The following is a 19,563-nucleotide window of genomic DNA, read 5'->3' on the forward strand; positions in this document are numbered from 1 at the left end:
TGGTCTCCATTAATTACTTAAGCATTGGCAGATCTAAGTTCTGCTCTTTTGCACATTTCTTTGCGATGTCATAACCTGCGTCAGCGTGACGCATAACACCTGTTGCTGGGTCATTATGAAGTACACGGCCAACACGCTCATGCGCATCATCAGTTCCGTCACACAGAACCACCATACCTGAGTGCTGAGAGAAGCCCATTCCTACGCCGCCGCCATGATGAAGTGATACCCATGTTGCGCCACTCGCAGTATTAAGCAGGGCATTCAGTAGTGGCCAATCTGAGACGGCATCAGAGCCATCCATCATACCTTCTGTTTCACGGTTCGGACTAGCAACGGATCCTGAATCTAAGTGGTCACGACCAATCACAATCGGCGCTTTCAGCTCGCCATTTTTTACCATCTCGTTAAAGGCTAAACCTAAACGTTGACGATCTTTGAGACCGACCCAGCAGATACGTGATGGCAAGCCTTGGAATTGAATACGCTCACGGGCCATATCTAACCAGTTGTGCAGGTGCGGATTATCAGGGATAAGCTCTTTGACTTTCTGATCGGTCTTGTAAATATCCTCTGGATCGCCAGATAGCGCAGCCCAGCGGAAAGGACCAATGCCTTCACAAAACAGTGGACGAATATAAGCGGGAACAAAGCCTGGGAAATCAAACGCTTTTTCGACTCCCTCTTCGAGTGCCATCTGACGGATGTTGTTACCGTAATCTACTGTCGCGGACCCTGCTGCTTGCAGATCCAACATCGCTTGTACTTGTATAGCCATCGACTTTTTAGCCGCATCAACTACCGCAGCTTCATCCTCTTTACGCATTGCTGCGGCGTGTTCCATGGTCCAGCCTTGAGGCAGATAGCCATTGAGCGGATCGTGTGCTGAAGTTTGGTCAGTGGTACAGTCTGGCACTACGCCACGTTTAACAAGTTCAGGGAAAATATCCGCTGCATTACCTAAAAGACCAATTGAAGTTGGGGTATCCGTTTTTAGAGCGTCATCAAGTAGGGCAAGCGCTTCATCAAGGGTAGTCGCTTTTTTATCGACATAACCCGTACGTAGACGGTAATCAATACGTGACTCATCGCACTCAACGGCGATCATTGAAAAACCAGCCATGGTTGCCGCTAGTGGTTGAGCACCACCCATGCCGCCTAAACCACCGGTCAGTACCCAACGGCCTTTTGCTGAGCCGTCGAAATGCTGTTTAGCCATGGCAACAAAGGTTTCATAAGTACCTTGAACGATGCCTTGTGAACCAATGTAGATCCAAGAGCCAGCCGTCATCTGTCCGTACATCATCAAGCCCTCTTTATCGAGCTTGTTGAAGTGTTCCCAGTTTGCCCAATGAGGAACTAAGTTAGAGTTGGCGATAAGCACACGTGGGGCATTACTGTGGGTTTTAAATACGCCGACAGGTTTACCAGATTGAACCATTAAGGTTTCATCGTCTTCTAAACGCGTTAATACTTCTACTATTTTGTCGTAACACTCCCAATCACGAGCTGCACGACCAATACCGCCGTAAACAACTAAAGAGTGAGGGTGCTCAGCAACATCAGGATGCAGATTATTCATTAACATTCTTAACGGTGCTTCGGTCTGCCACGATTTAGTGGTTAACTCGGTGCCGTGAGGGGCCAGAATAGTCCTTGATGTATCTAAACGTTTATCAGTCATTACAATTTCCTTTTTAAACGTGCGGCATGCAGCCCGCTACGTTGTAACGTAAATGGTGAGTGTTAAAAATTACGATTCGTTATGTTGAAACATGGCGCGTGAAATATCCCACGTTAATCGAGCAGCCACTTTTGCCGTTTGATTATCAACGTCATATTTGGGATTGAATTCCGCTAAATCAGCCACGAGGAGTTTGGCTTGACCAAGCTCATCGGTGGCGTTAAAAATAGGTTGAAGCAGTGCATCGATGACTTCATAAGGCACTCCCCGTGCTGCTGGAGCACTCACACCGGGGGCGGTGCAGGCAGAGAACACATCGATATCTATGGTTAAGTAGAGATAATCCACGTCGCTAATGAATTCCGCTAACTCCTCAATACGCTCAGCAAGGTGCTGAGTGGTAAGCTGATGATCTTCTATGTAAAACACCCCTAACTGCTCTGCCATGCTAAACAGTGCTTGTGTATTACTGGCACGACTCACACCTAGGCAGGCGTAATTAAAATCCCATCCTAGTTGTTGACAGTGGTTTGCTATTTGATTGAACGGTGTACCAGAGCTGGTGGGGTATTTTTTATCGTCAGTAGAGTAGGCACGTAGGTCAAAATGCGCATCAAAGTTAATGATGCCAATCTTTGGTTTACGTATACCAGTATGTTGGAAATGTTGGGCTAGCCCTTGAAAGGTTCCCCATGCAATCTCGTGTCCGCCGCCAAGTACAATCACTTTATTACTGTGATTGAGTGCCGTCTCAACATGAGTCGCCAGATGTTTTTGGCTGCTAACAAGATCGCTATCTGAACAATAAACATTACCGACATCAACGAGATGAGAAGCATGATTAGAACAGTCGTGGTGCCAAGCAGTATTCGCCAATGCTTTACGGATTTGATCAGGAGCGTGAGCAGCTCCCACGCGCCCTTTGTTGCGTTTTACCCCTTCATCGCAAGCAAAACCTAACAGAGCGACACCAGATTGTTGTTGCTCAGCAATCTGTGACACATGGTGCAGCAGGTTCACTTTTTGGTGAAAACGCATGCCAGCTTGACCATCTTCGCTGTCAATGCGTCCCTGCCAAACGGATGAGTCAGTAGGGGCATAAGCCTGTTGATTGTTCTGTTTATGAGTCATGACAGATCTCCCCATCGACGATTCGTAAATGAAGTCGAGGGGTTCCCACTTCATAAGCTAATTGTGCCGGATGCTCGATATTCCATAAAGCAAGGTCAGCATCATATCCAACACGTATTTGACCTCGACTCGCTTGTAAACCAAGTGCTTGAGCGGCATGGCAAGTCACTCCACGCAGTGCTTCCTCAGGGGTTAGTCTAAATAAGGTACATCCCATATTCATCATCATAGTTAATGAGGCGATTGGGGAAGTTCCAGGATTAAAATCGGTCGCTAATGCCATAGGAACCTTGTGTTCACGCAATAATTCGATAGGAGGCAGCTGGGTCTCTCTTAAGTAGTAAAAAGCCCCTGGCAGTAACGTGGCGACGGTGCCATGTTTGGCGAGTGCTTTCACGCCTTTCTCATCGAGGTACTCAACGTGATCCACTGATGATGCACCCATTTTGGCGGCAAGCATGCTGCCACCAAGATTACTCAGTTGTTCGGTATGGCCTTTTATGCCAAGGCCATGGGCAATCGCCGCTTCAAATACCGCTTGAGTTTGGTAGAGGTTAAAGCCTATTCCTTCACAGAAAACATCGACATAATCGACCAGTTTTGCCTCTACTGCCGCAGGAATAATGGTGTCACAGACATAACGAATATAGTTCACGGCATCGTCTTTATATTCTGGAGGAACGGCGTGGGCAGCCAGCAGCGTGGTCGAGACTTTAATACGAGTATGCTGTTCTAACTGTTTCGCAACACGTAGCATTTTTAGTTCATCTTCTAACGTCAATCCATATCCAGACTTGATCTCAATAGTCGTGACGCCGTCACTAATTAGGGCGGAAAGACGTTTTAGTGCCAGCTTTAATAGTTGCGCTTCACTCGCTTCACGCGTTGCGTAAACCGTAGAGAGAATACCGCCACCTTGACGAGCGATCTCTTCATAAGGTACGCCCGTTAACCTTTGCTCAAACTCTTTGGCACGACAGCCTGCATAGATAAGATGAGTATGACTGTCGATAAGACCTGGTGTCACCAAACGACCTTTACAATCGATCGTTTGATCAAAGATATCCGAAGGGAGTTGGCGCATATCGCCGATCTGTTCAATTTTACTGTCGTTAATGACAATAAATGAATTTGGCTTAGCTTGGTAATCAGAATCGCTTTGATCCATGGAGACAATCGTTGCGTTAGTTAACAGTAAATTCATCAGATTTTCACCGCATTTAAATGTATATACAATTAAATAGACAATTTACATACAATTGGCAAGTTTTAGATCGAAAAGTTGTGATGAAGTTCGTTATTTGTTAAACAAAAGAGAGCAAAAGATGAAAAGTGCCAGTTGAAATAAATTGGCACTAATGGTGAGAAACAGTCTGTGTTAAACGTTGGTTTTTAAACTGAGCTTATACTTATCTGCTGGGTGATAGAGTAGTGCGACACTAATGAGATCTTGACTGCTCCAGGTCCTGCGGTTCAGAAGGAGGCAGGGCTCAAAATTGGATAAATGTAGGTATTTTTGAACGTGATCTGTGGCCATAACGGCTTCAACAGTATGTTCTATGGAACTGAGAGGGCAGTTTTTTGTTAAATACTCATTGGGGGTTGCTTGAGTGAAGTCTTGATCAATGTAGTTAGGTGCAAATTCAGGGTTTACCCATCGTAATTCAAGTTGAAGAGGGATGTTATCTTCAAGATGAATGATTTCACTAAAAAAGATAGGGGTTTCAATTTTCACTCCTAGCCTTATCGCCATCTCATCATCGGCAAGTAAAGTAATCTGAGTCAGTACTTTATTACTATAGGTTTTGCCACGTTGGCGAATTTCATCAGCAATGTTACGGATATCACTGAGGGGGGACTCCACTTTTTTATTACAGACAAAGGTACCTAAGCGAGGGGTCCTTTCTAATAGCCCGTCATTAACCAGATCGCGAATCGCTTTGTTTACTGTCATACGGCTGACACCAAACTGTTTGGTAAGCTCAAGCTCAGTTGGGATTTTTGCTCCGGGTATCCAGGTGTGCGAGCTTATCTTTTCACTAATGAAGTCGCGAATCTGAATATATCGGGGAGAATTGCTCATAGGGCTTGACCAAATAGTAATTGACTATACAAATGATGTAATAGTTATATAAAGAATGCAAGTTAGTTGGTTACGTTATGGGAGATTTGAAGAAGAGTAGGGATATTTCTGCTTAGTATCAATTATAAGATATTAGGATATCTGAAATAAAAACAGTCTGATAGGCTGAATTTCGAAAATCCAACTAAATTGTTAATTTGTATAAATGAAAACTCTCTCGACTTACCGCCAAACTCTTCCCAATACGATTTCAAATGGATGTTTCGACCGACTTAAAATATCTCATTAGAAAGGCTTTGCTTCAGTCATCTAATCAGCTGTTATCGATTTTTAATTAGGTTCTTAAAAACCAGCTGTAGAGTTTTAAAGGGCAGTGTACTGGCGACATCACCAGTACACTCTGCTTAATCTGGCAGTACGATAACACCTAAATGTTCTAGTAGTTGCTCCTGCTGCCAAGTACAGATTTTGACATCTGTTAAGTCAACTTTTCTTGGATCGAGTCCATTTAACTCCGAGTTACTTAGATTACACCCTTGTATTTTAAACTGTCCCCAGCAGCTTTCAGAAAACTCCCCTCGGCTTAAATCTGATTCTTTTAAAGAAGCGCCTTGCAGGTTAGTCTCAATCCATCTATTTTCAAAAAGCTCACACTTTTCGAGGTTTTGCCTTTCAAAATTTGCGTAAGATAAATTACAGCCAGTGATATAAGCAGAGCAAAAATAGAAATTATGGCTTACTTGATTAGCGAAACTAGCACGATTAAAGTTCCCCCCTTTTAAATCACAGTTTCTAAACTCAATGCCAAAACAATTTGCTCCTGAAAAATTAGACATTGAAAGCTGACAGCCCTTAAAAGACGCATCACGCAGGTCACAGTAATCAAAATGACAACCTTCGATAGCACCTGGTTCGATAAAAACACAATCAACAAATCGAATGTCTTTGAGATTGGAGTGACTAAAATTACATCTATAAAATTTGCACTGGTAAAAATAGGAGTCACTTAAGTCCTGATTCGAGAAATCGACCTGATCAAATACTTCATTATCTTTTGACATATATAGCCCTCGTTGAATGAAATAGGAGACTATCATTTAGATGTGAAATGGCAATAAAAACAACACCATACAAATCAGCGACTTAAAATCATCAAAATAGCCAATTTAAGGGGGCTAGAGGGCCCGTAGTGAGACTTTCTTTACTGTCAGTCTCGCCGTATATCAATAAAAAAATTGATCCCCTTAGTGCGCCCCTGAGGGGCTCTTGAGAGCAGCGGCGGTGTAGGCAGAAAGGTTGATGATGATAGAGTCATTATTCAGAGGCGATACCGAACGACTGGTTTTGAAGATTATCAAGTGGTATCAAAAGGTTTACATCGCGGACAGAAAAATTTGCTCAATTAGTTGGCGAAAATTTAATAGATTAAATGAAACTTAGTGGTCGATTGCATTGCTATGTAGAGCTCAAGTCGGCATAGTTTCAAGAGTGTTGGATATTTTTAACAGGCTTAATATGAAATATATTTGGATAAAGTTTGCGATTACTCTTTTGGTTGCAGTTGGTTCCTTTGCTTACATCTATTACCGAGTCCAAAGCGGTAATATGTAATGAGTTTTGATATTAAATTCATAAAAACCAAAAATGCTTTTTGAAGCGTGTTTTTTTGTTATCACGCCAACAACAGTGAATTGATTTACTGATAATATCTACTGAAACAGATGAGTTTGCTCGAGGTAATTTACCTACCTCTATCAAAGATCTAAGAGGGTACCAATGAAGACAAAATACAGCATCAGACAGAACGGGCAAATTATTGAAATTGAGTTCCCACATCAAGATGGTCATTTTGATGCATGGCTTTATATTAACGCTGAGCCTGAAGATAAGCGGATTCACTTTCAGGGTAATCTAGCGTTTGACGGCGATAAGTTGTCAGCCATTGAGTTAACCGATCTTACCGGAAAAGCAGAGGAGACGGACTTGAGCAATCAAGATCAAGGATCTGTGTTGGTACACTCGACGCTGGTATTTTTTCAGTACCACTTCAATCATCAGTTATTAAGTAATGAAGTGGTTAAAGTGAAAGGTGAGCTTTCAGACATTGGTGATGATAGCAGTAGCTCTCATGGCCGTAGAGTGACATTTTGGCGTAAAATGGGTCTGATTGTTGATAATCCAAGCGATCACTCTTCCGCTATTAATGGTGTTCTTGGGCAGAGCGGTTGTGGCACATCATCAGTGGTGAGTCCAGAGGATTTTCGATGTGATGAAGATGTCCGTTCAATGAGCCATGTACAAGATTCCGATATTACCTCATCATTAAACTTGTATGATCGTTCACTAAAAGATGGCTGTAAGCAGTTATTAGAGCTCAATGCATATTTGGTGAAAGCGCAGCGTAAGCAGATGAACAAACAGACGCTTTATCACCTCGGTTGGACTGTTGGACTGTCAACATCGGTTATTCTGATCAGTGTCGTTCTTGGGGCTGTAAACTTATACACTGCTGCAGGTCTTATTGTCGCTTATTTTCTTTCACAATTTATGCACAATCGCTTCTCTCCATCGATAGTGATTCCAAAAGAGCGTGATGACCTGTTTGAGTTAAATAATAAGTTAAGAGTTGAAATTGCAGAGGTCGAAGATCACTGCCGAGGTAATCTATGCCGAATCCTTGAAGCAACAGGTCTTGGGGAAGAAGCGGAAGGGAACGGCTTTCAATTTGAAAATGGTCAAATTACTTTATCGCAATTAGACGGTAACAGCCTTTATCAATATTTAGATGCAATGAATTTACTCAATGAGTACCGTGAAAAAGTAGAAGGTCTTATTACGGAGTAGATTGTTTTATTCTCGCTAATTAATCAAGCGTGTATGTTCCCCCATACACGCTTTTTTTGTGGTCATCCTTCGCGTTATATCGCGTCGTTGGCGGCAACCATTTGTTGCTGCTGTCCAAGTGCTAGTTTTGCTTGTAATAGGCCAGCCATGATAATGACAAGACAACCTGAAATTTGCATGAATGAAAGGGTCTGACCAAACAGCAACCAACCTAAAGCAATGACCGTGACTGGCTCCATATAGGCTAAGGTTCCAAATGTGGCAGCAGAGACTTTTCTTAATGCCACAATAGATAATACGATGCCTAAAAATCCAGGGATCAATCCGGCCAGTACCATCCAACCAAACTGAGCAATACTGAGGTCAAACATATCTTGCCAGGCAAATGGTAGCATACAAATTGATCCAACGATTAACTGGTAACTACTACGAGTAAAGTCATGAATACGCTCATCAACCAATCGGTTAACAATAATAAAAGAGGTGTAACAACCTAGTGCAATAAAGGAGTAGATGAAGCCTTGTAGTTCAGCACCAGAAAGGGACAGTTGAAACTCCATGACCATCGAAAACCCTAAAAATGCGCACATAATGGTGGTGAACTGCAGAGAGCTTAAACGCTCATTCATACAGAAGTGTGCCACCAATGACGCAACAACGGGAGCAAGGTAGATCATCATGATGACTGTCACCATGTCCATGTACTCCATTGCTTGAACATACGTAGACATCATTCCGGCGATAAACACACCGTTTAGTAACAGTAACCAGGTTGGTTTTTTGAACATTAAATTGGTCTGTTTACTTTTCAATAGATAGAGGGCTAAAAAAACCAGACCAAAAAAAATACGATAAAAAGTTAACGTTTCAGAGGTCACTTGTGCGTATTTTGCTATTGTCGCTACGGCACCTAAGCTTGTCGCTGCGATGATCGTATAAAATAGATATAAGGAAGAAGGATTTTGATTGTTGTTCATCTATATAGCCCACCAAAAATAAGCGAATTATCCAGTAATTTACGYGGCGGATAATAGTGGATATATCGCCGTAATTTTGACTTTTACTTCACATTATTGGTATTTATCCAGTTCAAATAACTGATATTTTCGTATAGGTTGGGTTTTACGACTTTTAATATTTGTAGGTTCTTCTTACTAAATCTTCAGTTTATAAATTGAAAAGATAAGAGCAGTTAATTCTGTTAAAAGTGTCAGTAATATGGGCTTCTATTTACGGCGATAACTAGGTCAAATGTTTCAATGATTTCTTGTACTAGTTTTAAAGAACGAGATCTAAACGTGTGTTTTATTGAGGCATTATGTATATATTTTTTCCATCCAATGACTGTTAACCATTAAGTAGTAGCAATGAAAATATTAACATTTTTAAGCGTGGCATCTGTCGCGACCAGCATGTCTGTTTCAGCCACCTCTTTTGAACAACTTTCCTTGTTAGATAAGGATGATATTCAGATTGTTGATTGCCGATCGAGTAACTTTTTTAATGGATGGCCAGAGCAAGGAATGAGTCGAGGTGGTCATATTCAAGGTGCTATCAATATTGATGCTCAATGGTTAACCAAGTTGAACGAAAAGCAGCTCGAATCACTCATCGCTAAAAAAAATATTGTTAAGGATAAACCGACGTATCTCTATTGTGCCTCAGGGAGTCTGGCGGGAATCTCTAAAAAGTTGCAATCAGTCGGTTTTGATAAAATTTATAGCATCGATGAACCATTGACTCACTACCCAAATGAGCTGGTGGCACAACCTAACTATCAGCAGTTGGTGACGCCACAATGGGTCAATAAAGTAATTAATGGCGAGAAGACCGAACATGCGCCTAAAAATGGGTATCGTTTAGTTGAAGTAGCTTGGGGCCCTCCTGCTAAGTTTGCACTATCTCATATACCAACAGCGTACTATCTAAACACCAATAATATTGAAGAGGAGCCGCTGTGGAACTTAGTTTCTGATGAGAAGTTAACGGAGACCATTGCCAACCTTGGGATTCGTTATGATACTACGGTGATATTATATGGCAGAGATACTATGCCAGCCGCACGTGCAGCCACAACCATGATGTATGCAGGCGTAGAGGATGTACGTTTGCTAAATGGTGGCATGGCAGCATGGGTGAAAGAAGGGTATAAAACCGAATCCTTGTTGCCAAAAGCATTAACACCGGTGGATTTTGGTAGAGCAATTCCAGCCAAGCCAGAGGTGATCATTGATACTCTGCAGGCAAAAAAGATATTGAAAACGCCTGAACAGAGTTCACTAGTCAGTATACGCAGCTGGGAAGAGTTTATTGGAGATACCAGTGGTTATAAATATATACCGACTAAAGGCCGGATTGATGGTTCAAAATGGGGGCACGCGGGCTCAAACGCCAACTCGCTGGAAGATTTCCGAAATCCAGACAATACAATGCGCAGTCCAGAAGAGATAACCCAATTATGGGGGGATTGGGGTATTCAGCCGCAACAACAGGTCTCTTTCTATTGCGGCACTGGTTGGCGTGCATCAGAAACGCTCTTTTACGCATATGTCATGGGGTGGGAAAACATCAGCCTATATGATGGTGGCTGGTTTGAATGGAGCGAAGATAAAAGCAACCCTATCGCAAGTGGCGATATTGCCCCTATGATGAGCAAACCTTAATACTTGACGAACTTGATATATCTGAATACTTTATTCTCTATAAGAATGTGTATCATTTTCGGAGAGTCAGATGTATCAAGGAAGTTGCTTGTGTGGGGAGATTGCATTCACTGTAAATGGTGAGATCTCCTCCATTATCCATTGTCACTGTTCACTATGTAGAAAAGCCTCAGGTACGGCTTTTGCGACCAATGGTTTTGTTGAACAATCAGATTTTGAAATTACGAAAGGCAGTACTTCCCTCAAGTACTTTGAACGAAAAGTGGGTATGAAGCGCCATTTTTGCTCAGTGTGTGCCACTCCTATCTTCAGCTCCAATGCAAACGATCCCCAAAGAATTCGATTACGACTTGGCGCGTTAGATTCTGATATTGTCGAAAGACCGATCTCACACAACTTCATACCGTCTAAAGCAAACTGGGAAGAGTTGGATGCTAACTTACCTAGATATGAGAAGCATGAACCCAACCGATAGAAGAGAAAACGAATGAGCGATGCAAACAGTCCAGCGATAGAGACACGCGTTTTTATAGGTAAGGTTGAACAGATATTTGGTTTAACGAGTGCTATCAATAAGCAACAGGTGACAGAGCCCCTATTTTTGTCTGAATTAGGCTTAGAAGGTGATGAGTGTGCGGAGCACAAATTCCATGGAGGTACAGAGCGGGCATTGCATCACTATCCCGCGGAGCACTATCACTTTTGGCAACATCAGTATGCGGAGCCTGCAGAGAAATGGAAAGCGCCAGGGATGGGTGAAAATCTCAGTACACTAGGCATGAATGAAGAGAATGTCTGCATTGGTGATCGATACCAGTGGGGTGAGGCAATCATTGAGGTAAGCCAACCTCGCTCTCCTTGTTACAAGTTAAACCAACGTTGGGAGGCTGTTGACGTGTCCGTCTTAATGCAGCAGCTAAGTCGTTGTGGTTGGCTCTATCGAGTGATCAAACCAGGTAAGATTAGCTTCGACAGTCCCTTGACCCTAATAGAGAGAGAAGAGAGCGCGCTAACGGTGAAACAAGTGTGCGAACTGTTTTTTTCTGATCCGCTTAATCAAGAGGGGCTCTTACGCTTACAGGGAGTGAAAAAACTCTCACAAAGTTGGCAAAATACCGTAACGAAGCGCTTGCAAACGGGTGAGTTAGAAAACTGGAATTATCGATTATTAGGGCATGCATAACAATGGCAGATAAAATCGCAATCATAACAGGGGGCAGCCGCGGGATTGGTGCTGCCACCACTCAGCTATTTGCACAACAAGGGTATGCGGTATGTATCAATTACAAATCGCAATCAGCACCTGCAGAACAGCTAGCACGCCAAATTATCGAACAAGGTGGGCGCTGTATTACCGTTCAAGCTGATGTCTCTAATGAGCAGGATGTGCAGCGACTGTTTGCAACGGTAGACCAAGAGTTGGGCAGAGTATCGGTGTTGGTCAATAATGCGGGTATTTTGAAGCCCCAGACACGATTGGATGCAATGAGTGCCGAGCGAATCAATTCGATTTTAATCAATAACGTCACCAGCTATTTTTTATGTAGCAAAGAAGCGGTGAAGAGAATGTCGACCAAGTATGGTGGGGCAGGAGGTGCCATTGTTAATGTCTCTTCCGGTGCTGCCAAATCGGGTTCTCCGAATGAATACATCGACTATGCAGCATCCAAGGGGGCAATTGATACGCTTACCATTGGGCTTGCGAGAGAGGTCGCTGCGGAAGAGATACGAGTCAATGGTGTCCGTCCTGGTTTGATCTATACAGATATGCATGCTGACGGTGGGGAGCCTGATCGGATAGAGCGTTTAAAAAGCAAAATACCAATGCAAAGAGGTGGATTGCCTATAGAGGTAGCTGAAGCGATTTACTGGTTAGCCAGTGATAAATCAACATTTACCACGGGCAGCTTTATTGATACAGCGGGCGGTTTATAAGCGTTAACTCAATCTTGCCATTGTGATTTTCTCCTATTTGTTTAAAATGCGCAGATACATACATTAAGTGCATCTGTATTTGCGCTTAACGTTGTACTTCATATTAACGTTTAAGCTGTTTTACTCGATAATCAGTTAAATAATATTAATACAATAATTTCCATGTGCTGCTTGGTATGCAGCACCACTGTGAAGGACTAACAATGCCTGTAATTACTCTTCCTGACGGCAGTCAACGTCAATTCGATAATGCTGTATCTACTATGGATGTTGCCTCAGACATCGGCCCTGGTCTTGCGAAAGCTTGTATCGCTGGTCGTGTTGATGGTGTTCGTGTAGACGCTTGTGACTTGATTGAAAACGATGCACAACTTGAAATCATCACCGCTCGTGATGAAGATGGTTTAGAAATTTTACGTCACTCTTGCGCTCACCTTTTAGGTCATGCGGTTAAGCAACTTTTCCCTGAAGCAAAAATGGCGATTGGTCCAACCATCGACAATGGCTTCTACTACGATATTGATCTTGAGCACTCATTCACTCAAGAAGATCTTGATGCGATCGAAAAGCGCATGAAAGAGCTGGCAAAAACAAAATATCAAGTTGTGAAAAAAACGGTCAGCTGGCAAGAAGCTCGCGATGCGTTCGAAGCGCGTGGCGAAGAGTACAAAATTGCCATCTTGGATGAGAACGTGTCGAAAGACGATCGTCCAGGGTTATATCATCACGAAGAGTACATCGACATGTGTCGTGGTCCTCACGTACCGAACATGAGCTTCTGCCAGAACTTTAAAATTCTGAATGTTGCTGGGGCGTACTGGCGTGGTAACAGCGACAATAAAATGTTGCAGCGTATCTATGGTACCGCGTTCCAAGATAAGAAATTGCTTAAAGCGCACTTAGTGCGCCTTGAAGAAGCGGCTAAGCGTGATCACCGTAAAATTGGGAAACATTTAGACCTTTTCCATATGCAACAAGAAGCGCCGGGTATGGTCTTCTGGCACCACAACGGTTGGTCAATATTCCGTGACTTAGAAGTGTTCATTCGTGAAAAACTGACTGAATATGATTACCAAGAAGTAAAAGGTCCATTAATGATGGATCGCGTACTTTGGGAACGTTCTGGTCACTGGGACAAATACGCAGAAGCGATGTTTACAACAAGCTCTGAGAACCGTGAGTACGCAATTAAACCAATGAACTGTCCAGGACACGTTCAGATCTTTAACCAAGGCCTAAAATCTTACCGTGATTTGCCACTTCGCATGGCGGAGTTTGGTAGTTGTCACCGTAATGAGCCTTCTGGTGCGCTACACGGCATTATGCGTGTACGTGGCTTTACGCAAGACGATGCACACGTATTCTGTACAGAGTCTCAAGTACAAGCGGAAGTGAAGAGCTGTATCGAAATGGTTTATGATGTTTATCAAACATTTGGTTTTGAAAACATTGTGGTTAAGCTTTCAACGCGCCCTGAACAGCGTGTTGGCACCGACGAAATGTGGGACAAAGCAGAAGCTGACCTGACTCTAGCACTTGAGTCGATGAACATTGAATATGATGTTCAAGAGGGTGAAGGCGCGTTCTACGGACCAAAAATTGAATTTACTTTGCACGATTGTTTAGATCGTGCTTGGCAATGTGGCACAGTTCAGTTAGACTTCGCGCTTCCAGAACGTCTGGGTGCAACTTATGTTGGCGAAGACAATGAGCGCCATACTCCTGTAATGATTCACCGAGCGATTTTAGGATCACTTGAGCGTTTCATCGGTATTCTCATCGAAGAGTACGCTGGTTTCTTCCCTACGTGGTTGGCTCCAGAACAGGTCGTTGTGATGAATATTACGGACAAACAATCTGATTATGTTCAAGAAGTTGCGAAAAAACTGCAAAAAAGTGGTTTTAGAGCAAAAGCAGACTTGAGAAATGAGAAGATAGGCTTTAAAATCCGTGAACACACATTAAAGCGTGTTCCGTATATGTTAGTTTGTGGTGACCAAGAAATGGAAGCTGGCGAAATAGCAGTACGTACTCGTAAAGGTAAAGACTTGGGTAAATTCAAGATTGATGATTTTGTTGCACTATTGCAGCAAGACGTTAGCACCCGAAAGCTCAATATTGTGGAGGAATAAGGTATTAAAGGCGGAAAAAGAGCCCAACAGCCGGCTAAACAAAATGCACATCGTCTAAACGGTGAAATTACTGACGTATCAGAAGTACGTCTTACAGGCCTTGATGGCGAATCTCTTGGTGTCGTTTCTCTAAACGAAGCTGCAGAAATTGCGCTTGAAGCTGGTGTGGATTTAGTTGAAATCAGCCCGAATGCCGAGCCACCAGTTTGTCGTGTGATGGACTATGGTAAATTCCTGTTCGAGAAGAGCAAGGCTGCTAAAGAGCAAAAGAAAAAACAGACTAAGGTCCAGATCAAGGAAATCAAATTCCGACCTGGCACAGATGTAGGCGACTATCAGGTAAAACTACGCAACCTGGTTCGCTTCATTGAAGAGGGCAATAAGGTCAAAGTAACGATCCGTTTCCGCGGACGTGAAATGGCTCACCAGAGCATTGGTGTTGACGTTCTAAACCGTTTGAAAGCTGATACAGAAGAAATTGCTGTAGTTGAAAGCTTCCCAACGCGTATCGAAGGTCGCCAGATGATCATGGTTATTGCACCGAAAAAGAAGTAATTAAGGCATTCAAGTAATAAGCACGGCGCGGCTTTAGGGCAGCGCCGTTTTATTCGCCTGGTTACTATGTTTATTAACGCAACAATGCGGAGTTACATTCATCATGACTAAGATGAAATCAAACAAAGGTGCTTCTAAGCGTTTCAAGAAAACGGCTGGTGGTATCAAATTTAAGCACGCTGGTAAGCGTCACATCCTTACTAAACGTACTACTAAAAACAAGCGTCAGCTTCGTCCAAATGCACTACTTCCAAAATGTGAATTAGCTGCAATTGCTCGTATGCTTCCATACGCATAATTTTTTAGTATTTATTTAATTTAGTTTAGGAGAGACATAATGCCTCGCGTAAAACGTGGTGTACAAGCTCGTGCACGTCATAAGAAAGTTCTAAAACAAGCTAAAGGTTATTACGGAGCACGTTCACGTGTTTATCGTGTAGCTTTCCAAGCAGTTACAAAAGCTGGTCAATACGCTTACCGTGACCGTCGTCAGAAGAAACGTGTTTTCCGTCAACTTTGGATTGCTCGTATCAATGCTGCTGCACGTCAAAATGGTATGTCTTACAGCCGTCTAATCAATGGCCTTAAGAAAGCATCTATCGAAATCGATCGTAAGATTCTTGCTGACATCGCTGTTTACGACAAGTTTGCATTTACTGCACTTGTTGAAAAAGCAAAAGCTGCTCTGTAATTAGAACAGACAAGGCTTACTAGCCTTAACGCTTAAATTTCGAAGGAGAGCTATTTATAGCTCTCCTTTTTTATTTTAAGTAAACAAAACCTCCATTTTCTCTACGCTTTACCCCATCTGCGCTTAAAATGGCAATTAATTTCACTTTTAACCTGTTTAACCCTCATTTCAGTTTGGTTTTATCCTCATGTTTCTTTACTATATATCGATAAAATTTTAACGATGCTATGGACACCACCTTTGAAGTGGATGAGGAAACGATGCAACATCTAGAAGAGATCATTGCCAATGCTACGGCAGCAATTGAGCAGGCTGATTCATTAGTCGCTCTGGACGAAGTCCGAGTTCAGTATTTAGGTAAGAAAGGGCACTTAACCCTTCAACTACAGAGCCTAGGTAAACTACCACCAGAAGAGCGTCGCACCGCGGGTCAAGAGATCAATAAAGCGAAGCAAGCGGTACAAGCCCTTCTTGTTGAGCGCAAAGCGTCGCTACAACGTGAAGAGCTTGAAGCAAAACTTGCGGCTGAAACGATCGATGTAAGCCTGCCAGGCCGTCGTATTGAGAACGGTGGTTTACACCCTGTGACTCGTACCGTTGAACGTATTGAGCAGTTCTTTGGTGAGCTTGGTTTTAGCACTGAATCTGGACCTGAAATCGAAGATGCATTTCATAACTTCGATGCGCTAAACATTGCAGACGATCACCCTGCACGTACTGACCACGATACGTTCTTCTTTAACCCTGATTTAATGTTGCGTACGCACACATCAGGTGTTCAGATCCGTACCATGGAAAATGGCAAACCCCCATTCCGTTTCATTGCCCCTGGTCGTGTTTATCGTAACGATTACGATCAAACTCACACACCAATGTTCCACCAAGTGGAAGGCATGTTAGTTGATGAGAATGTGAACTTTGCACAGCTTAAAGGTATTCTTCACGATTTCCTGTGTAATTTCTTTGAAGAAGAAGTGGAAGTGCGTTTCCGTCCTTCATTTTTCCCATTTACAGAGCCTTCAGCGGAAGTGGATGTGAAGCGTAAAGATGGAAAATGGTTAGAAGTATTAGGTTGTGGCATGGTTCACCCTAACGTACTTCGCTCTGTTGGCATCGACCCTGAAACATACTCAGGCTTTGCGTTTGGTATGGGTGTTGAACGTCTAACTATGCTTCGTTATGGCGTAAATGACCTTCGTGCGTTCTTCGAGAACGACCTTCGTTTCCTTAAACAATTCAAGTAATTCGGGGCTAGAAATTTATGAAATTCAGTGAATCTTGGCTACGCGAGTGGGTTAAACCTGCTATTAACAGCGAAGCGCTAGCTCACCAAATCACCATGGCTGGTTTGGAAGTTGATGAAGTAGCACCTGTTGCGGGTGAGTTTACCGGCGTTAAAGTGGGTAAAGTGGTTGAGTGTGGACAACACCCTGATGCCGATAAACTGCAAGTAACAAAAGTTGATGTTGGCGCAGAAGAGTTATTAGACATTGTTTGTGGTGCCGCTAATTGCCGATTAGGCCTGACAGTTGCTGTGGCAACGGTTGGTGCGGTGTTACCTGGTAACTTTAAAATCAAGAAAGCAAAACTGCGTGGTCAACCATCACACGGTATGCTTTGTTCTTTCTCAGAGCTTGGTATTGATGTTGAATCTGACGGTATTTTAGAACTGCCAGAAGGCTCTGCACTCGGTATGGACGTTCGTGAGCTTCTTGAGCTGAACGACGTTGCAATCGATGTTGACTTAACAGCAAACCGCGCGGACTGTTTCAGTATTCGTGGTTTAGCTCGTGAAGTGGGTGTGCTTAATCGTGCGGACGTAACAGAGCCAACAGTAGAAGCAGTAACAACAAGTATCGACGATACTGTTTCCATTGATGTTAAAGCAGCTGAAGCGTGTCCACGTTACTTTGGCCGTGTTATCAAAAACGTAAACGCAAAAGCGGAAACACCAATTTGGATGCAAGAGAAATTGCGTCGTTGTGGTATTCGTTCAATCGATGCAATTGTTGATATCACCAACTACGTGATGCTTGAACAAGGCCAGCCAATGCACGCGTTTGATCTTGCGAAGATCAACGGCGGTATCGTGGTTCGTATGGCAGAGCAAGATGAGAAACTGACTCTTCTTGACGGCAACGAAGCGAAATTAAACAGCAATACTTTAGTGATTGCTGACCACACTAAAGCACTGGCTATCGCGGGTATTTTTGGTGGTCAAGCATCAGGTGTTACGACCTCTGAAACCACGGACATTATGCTTGAGTGTGCATTTTTCGCACCAGATCATATCCGAGGTCGCGCGCGCGCATACGGTCTACACACAGATTCATCTCTACGATTTGAACGTGGTGTCGACTCTACATTACAAGCAACAGCGATGGAGCGTGCAACACAGCTTCTTGTTGAGCTTTGTGGTGGTGAAGTCGGTCCTATTTCTGCAGCAGAATCTGAAGCCGATCTTCCAACAGCAAACACGGTTGAATTACGTCGCAGTAAGTTAGATGGTCTGCTAGGTCATCACATTCCATCCACGGATGTGGTTGAGATCTTAACTCGTCTAGGTTGTGTTGTAGAATCAACGGATAATGGTTGGACGGCAACGTCTCCATCATGGCGTTTTGATATTGCCATCGAGCAAGACCTAATTGAAGAAGTCGGTCGTATTTACGGTTACAACAACATTCCAAATCAAGCACCTGTTGCTGCGCTTAAGATGAATGATCACAAAGAAGCAAACCAACCGCTGAAGCGCGTTCGTGATCTTCTGGTTGATCGTGGTTATCACGAAGCCATTACTTACAGCTTTGTAGAGCCAGAACAGCAAAAGTTGATTGTGCCTGGCGTTGAGCCGCTGATTCTGCCATTCCCGATTTCTGCGGATATGTCAGCGATGCGTCTTAGTCTATGGACGGGTTTGATCAATACCGTTGTTCATAACCAAAAACGTCAGCAACCACGTGTTCGTCTGTTCGAATCGGGTCTACGTTTTATTCCTGAAGAATCAGCAGAAAACGGTATGCGTCAAGAGATGATGCTTGCGGGTATTATCGCTGGTACTCGTGGTGAAGAGCACTGGGATATTGCAACAAACACCGTTGATTTCTTTGATCTTAAAGGTGATTTAGAAGCTGTTCTTGAACTCACTGCTAACGAATTAGCGTATGAGTTTAAAGCCGCTAAGCACCCGGCCCTTCACCCAGGCCAAACAGCGGCTATCGTTGTTGGTGGAAAAGAAGTGGGTTTCATCGGTACGGTACACCCAGAGCTAGAGCGTAAATTTGGCTTGAATGGTCGTACTATTATGTTTGAAATCGAGTGGGATGCCATTAATACACGCGTTATTCCTGAGGCAGTTGCACTGTCTAAGTTCCCAGCAAACCGCCGTGATATTGCGGTTGTTGTGGGTGAACATGTTCAGTCAGGTGACATTGTGAGCGAATGTTTGGCATCAGGTGGTGAACTGCTTACCGCAGCGAAACTGTTTGATGTTTACCAAGGACAGGGCGTTGAGGATGGCAAGAAAAGTTTAGCCATTGCCCTGACATTGCAATCAACAGAACGTACTCTAGAAGATGCGGATATTTCTGCGGCAGTAGATTCAATTGTCGCTTCTGTTGGTGAGAAGTTCGGTGCCTCTTTGAGAGATTAGTTCCGACTTTTATCTCTAAAATGAGCCACTTATTAAACCGATTATCGTAAGGTAATCGGTTTTTTTATATTAAAATTGCAGATTCCTCTGTGAGTAGCGAAATTATTTTGATTTTATAAGGGATAAGTAACATGTTGAAATTTAGTTTCTTTCTCTGTTTTCCAAAAAAAATCGTTATTAATAACTATGTAAA

Annotated in this window: 17 protein-coding genes; 11 read left to right on the forward strand and 6 right to left on the reverse strand. The window is 43.2% G+C overall.

The genetic code is table 11. The annotated features are described in order from the left end of the window. Positions 1-13: 13 nt before the first annotated feature. The 5 genes from hutU to L4C32_RS10020 all read right to left on the reverse strand — a co-directional run bounded on the left by hutU (position 14) and on the right by L4C32_RS10020 (position 5,959). Positions 14-1,684 (reverse strand): urocanate hydratase, encoded by a 1,671-nt coding sequence (gene hutU / locus L4C32_RS10000; RefSeq protein ID WP_428196734.1) that lies wholly within the window; start codon positions 1,682-1,684, stop codon positions 14-16. Between the two features lie 69 nt (positions 1,685-1,753). Further along, positions 1,754-2,815, reverse strand: a complete 1,062-nt coding sequence (gene hutG / locus L4C32_RS10005) for a formimidoylglutamase (RefSeq protein ID WP_428196735.1) — start codon at positions 2,813-2,815, stop codon at positions 1,754-1,756. Next, positions 2,805-4,019 (reverse strand): imidazolonepropionase, encoded by a 1,215-nt coding sequence (hutI, locus tag L4C32_RS10010; RefSeq protein ID WP_428196736.1) that lies wholly within the window; start codon positions 4,017-4,019, stop codon positions 2,805-2,807. Before hutI ends, hutG begins: the two co-directional genes overlap by 11 nt. A 174-nt stretch (positions 4,020-4,193) precedes the next feature. Continuing rightward, positions 4,194-4,898, reverse strand: a complete 705-nt coding sequence (hutC, locus tag L4C32_RS10015; RefSeq protein WP_428196737.1) for a histidine utilization transcriptional repressor HutC — start codon at positions 4,896-4,898, stop codon at positions 4,194-4,196. A gap of 404 nt (positions 4,899-5,302) precedes the next feature. Beyond that, positions 5,303-5,959, reverse strand: coding sequence for a Qnr family pentapeptide repeat protein (locus tag L4C32_RS10020; RefSeq protein ID WP_428196738.1), 657 nt, complete (start codon positions 5,957-5,959; stop codon positions 5,303-5,305). A gap of 715 nt (positions 5,960-6,674) precedes the next feature. Between L4C32_RS10020 and L4C32_RS10025 the strand changes: the two genes are divergently transcribed. After that, a complete protein-coding gene (locus tag L4C32_RS10025) occupies positions 6,675-7,742 on the forward strand; it encodes a hypothetical protein (protein ID WP_428196739.1) in 1,068 nt (355 codons plus the stop codon). A 74-nt stretch (positions 7,743-7,816) separates the two neighbouring features. Here the strand turns inward: L4C32_RS10025 and L4C32_RS10030 are convergent, their stop codons facing one another. Continuing rightward, complete coding sequence (locus L4C32_RS10030) at positions 7,817-8,719, reverse strand: DMT family transporter (protein ID WP_428196740.1); 903 nt, start codon at positions 8,717-8,719, stop codon at positions 7,817-7,819. Between the two features lie 390 nt (positions 8,720-9,109). On the opposite strand from L4C32_RS10030, the gene L4C32_RS10035 reads away from it, so the two are divergent. The 10 genes from L4C32_RS10035 (at position 9,110) to pheT (ending at position 19,370) form a co-directional block, all read left to right on the forward strand. Further along, positions 9,110-10,405 (forward strand): rhodanese-like domain-containing protein, encoded by a 1,296-nt coding sequence (locus L4C32_RS10035; protein ID WP_428196741.1) that lies wholly within the window; start codon positions 9,110-9,112, stop codon positions 10,403-10,405. 70 nt (positions 10,406-10,475) lie between these two features. Then, positions 10,476-10,880: a GFA family protein gene (locus L4C32_RS10040; protein ID WP_428196742.1), complete on the forward strand. Its 405-nt coding sequence runs from the start codon at positions 10,476-10,478 to the stop codon at positions 10,878-10,880. Between the two features lie 12 nt (positions 10,881-10,892). Then, positions 10,893-11,588, forward strand: a complete 696-nt coding sequence (locus L4C32_RS10045) for an MOSC domain-containing protein (RefSeq protein ID WP_428196743.1) — start codon at positions 10,893-10,895, stop codon at positions 11,586-11,588. A gap of 2 nt (positions 11,589-11,590) precedes the next feature. Next, positions 11,591-12,340 (forward strand): SDR family oxidoreductase, encoded by a 750-nt coding sequence (locus L4C32_RS10050; RefSeq protein ID WP_428196744.1) that lies wholly within the window; start codon positions 11,591-11,593, stop codon positions 12,338-12,340. A gap of 203 nt (positions 12,341-12,543) precedes the next feature. Next, complete coding sequence (gene thrS / locus L4C32_RS10055) at positions 12,544-14,472, forward strand: threonine--tRNA ligase (RefSeq protein WP_428196745.1); 1,929 nt, start codon at positions 12,544-12,546, stop codon at positions 14,470-14,472. Positions 14,473-14,475: 3 nt separating this feature from the next. Beyond that, entirely contained in the window at positions 14,476-15,027 is a 552-nt protein-coding gene (gene infC / locus L4C32_RS10060) for a translation initiation factor IF-3 (protein WP_428196750.1), read from the forward strand. A gap of 103 nt (positions 15,028-15,130) precedes the next feature. Beyond that, entirely contained in the window at positions 15,131-15,325 is a 195-nt protein-coding gene (gene rpmI / locus L4C32_RS10065) for a 50S ribosomal protein L35 (RefSeq protein ID WP_428196746.1), read from the forward strand. A gap of 39 nt (positions 15,326-15,364) precedes the next feature. Further along, positions 15,365-15,718, forward strand: a complete 354-nt coding sequence (gene rplT, locus L4C32_RS10070; RefSeq protein WP_428196747.1) for a 50S ribosomal protein L20 — start codon at positions 15,365-15,367, stop codon at positions 15,716-15,718. Between the two features lie 260 nt (positions 15,719-15,978). After that, complete coding sequence (gene pheS, locus L4C32_RS10075) at positions 15,979-16,962, forward strand: phenylalanine--tRNA ligase subunit alpha (RefSeq protein ID WP_428196751.1); 984 nt, start codon at positions 15,979-15,981, stop codon at positions 16,960-16,962. 17 nt (positions 16,963-16,979) lie between these two features. Continuing rightward, on the forward strand, positions 16,980-19,370 hold the full coding sequence (gene pheT, locus L4C32_RS10080) for a phenylalanine--tRNA ligase subunit beta (protein WP_428196748.1): 2,391 nt from the start codon (positions 16,980-16,982) through the stop codon (positions 19,368-19,370). Positions 19,371-19,563 lie beyond the last annotated feature (193 nt).

Origin of the sequence: Aliivibrio kagoshimensis (genome assembly GCF_050337105.1) — a bacterium.
Taxonomy (GTDB): Bacteria; Pseudomonadota; Gammaproteobacteria; order Enterobacterales; family Vibrionaceae; genus Aliivibrio_A; species Aliivibrio_A kagoshimensis.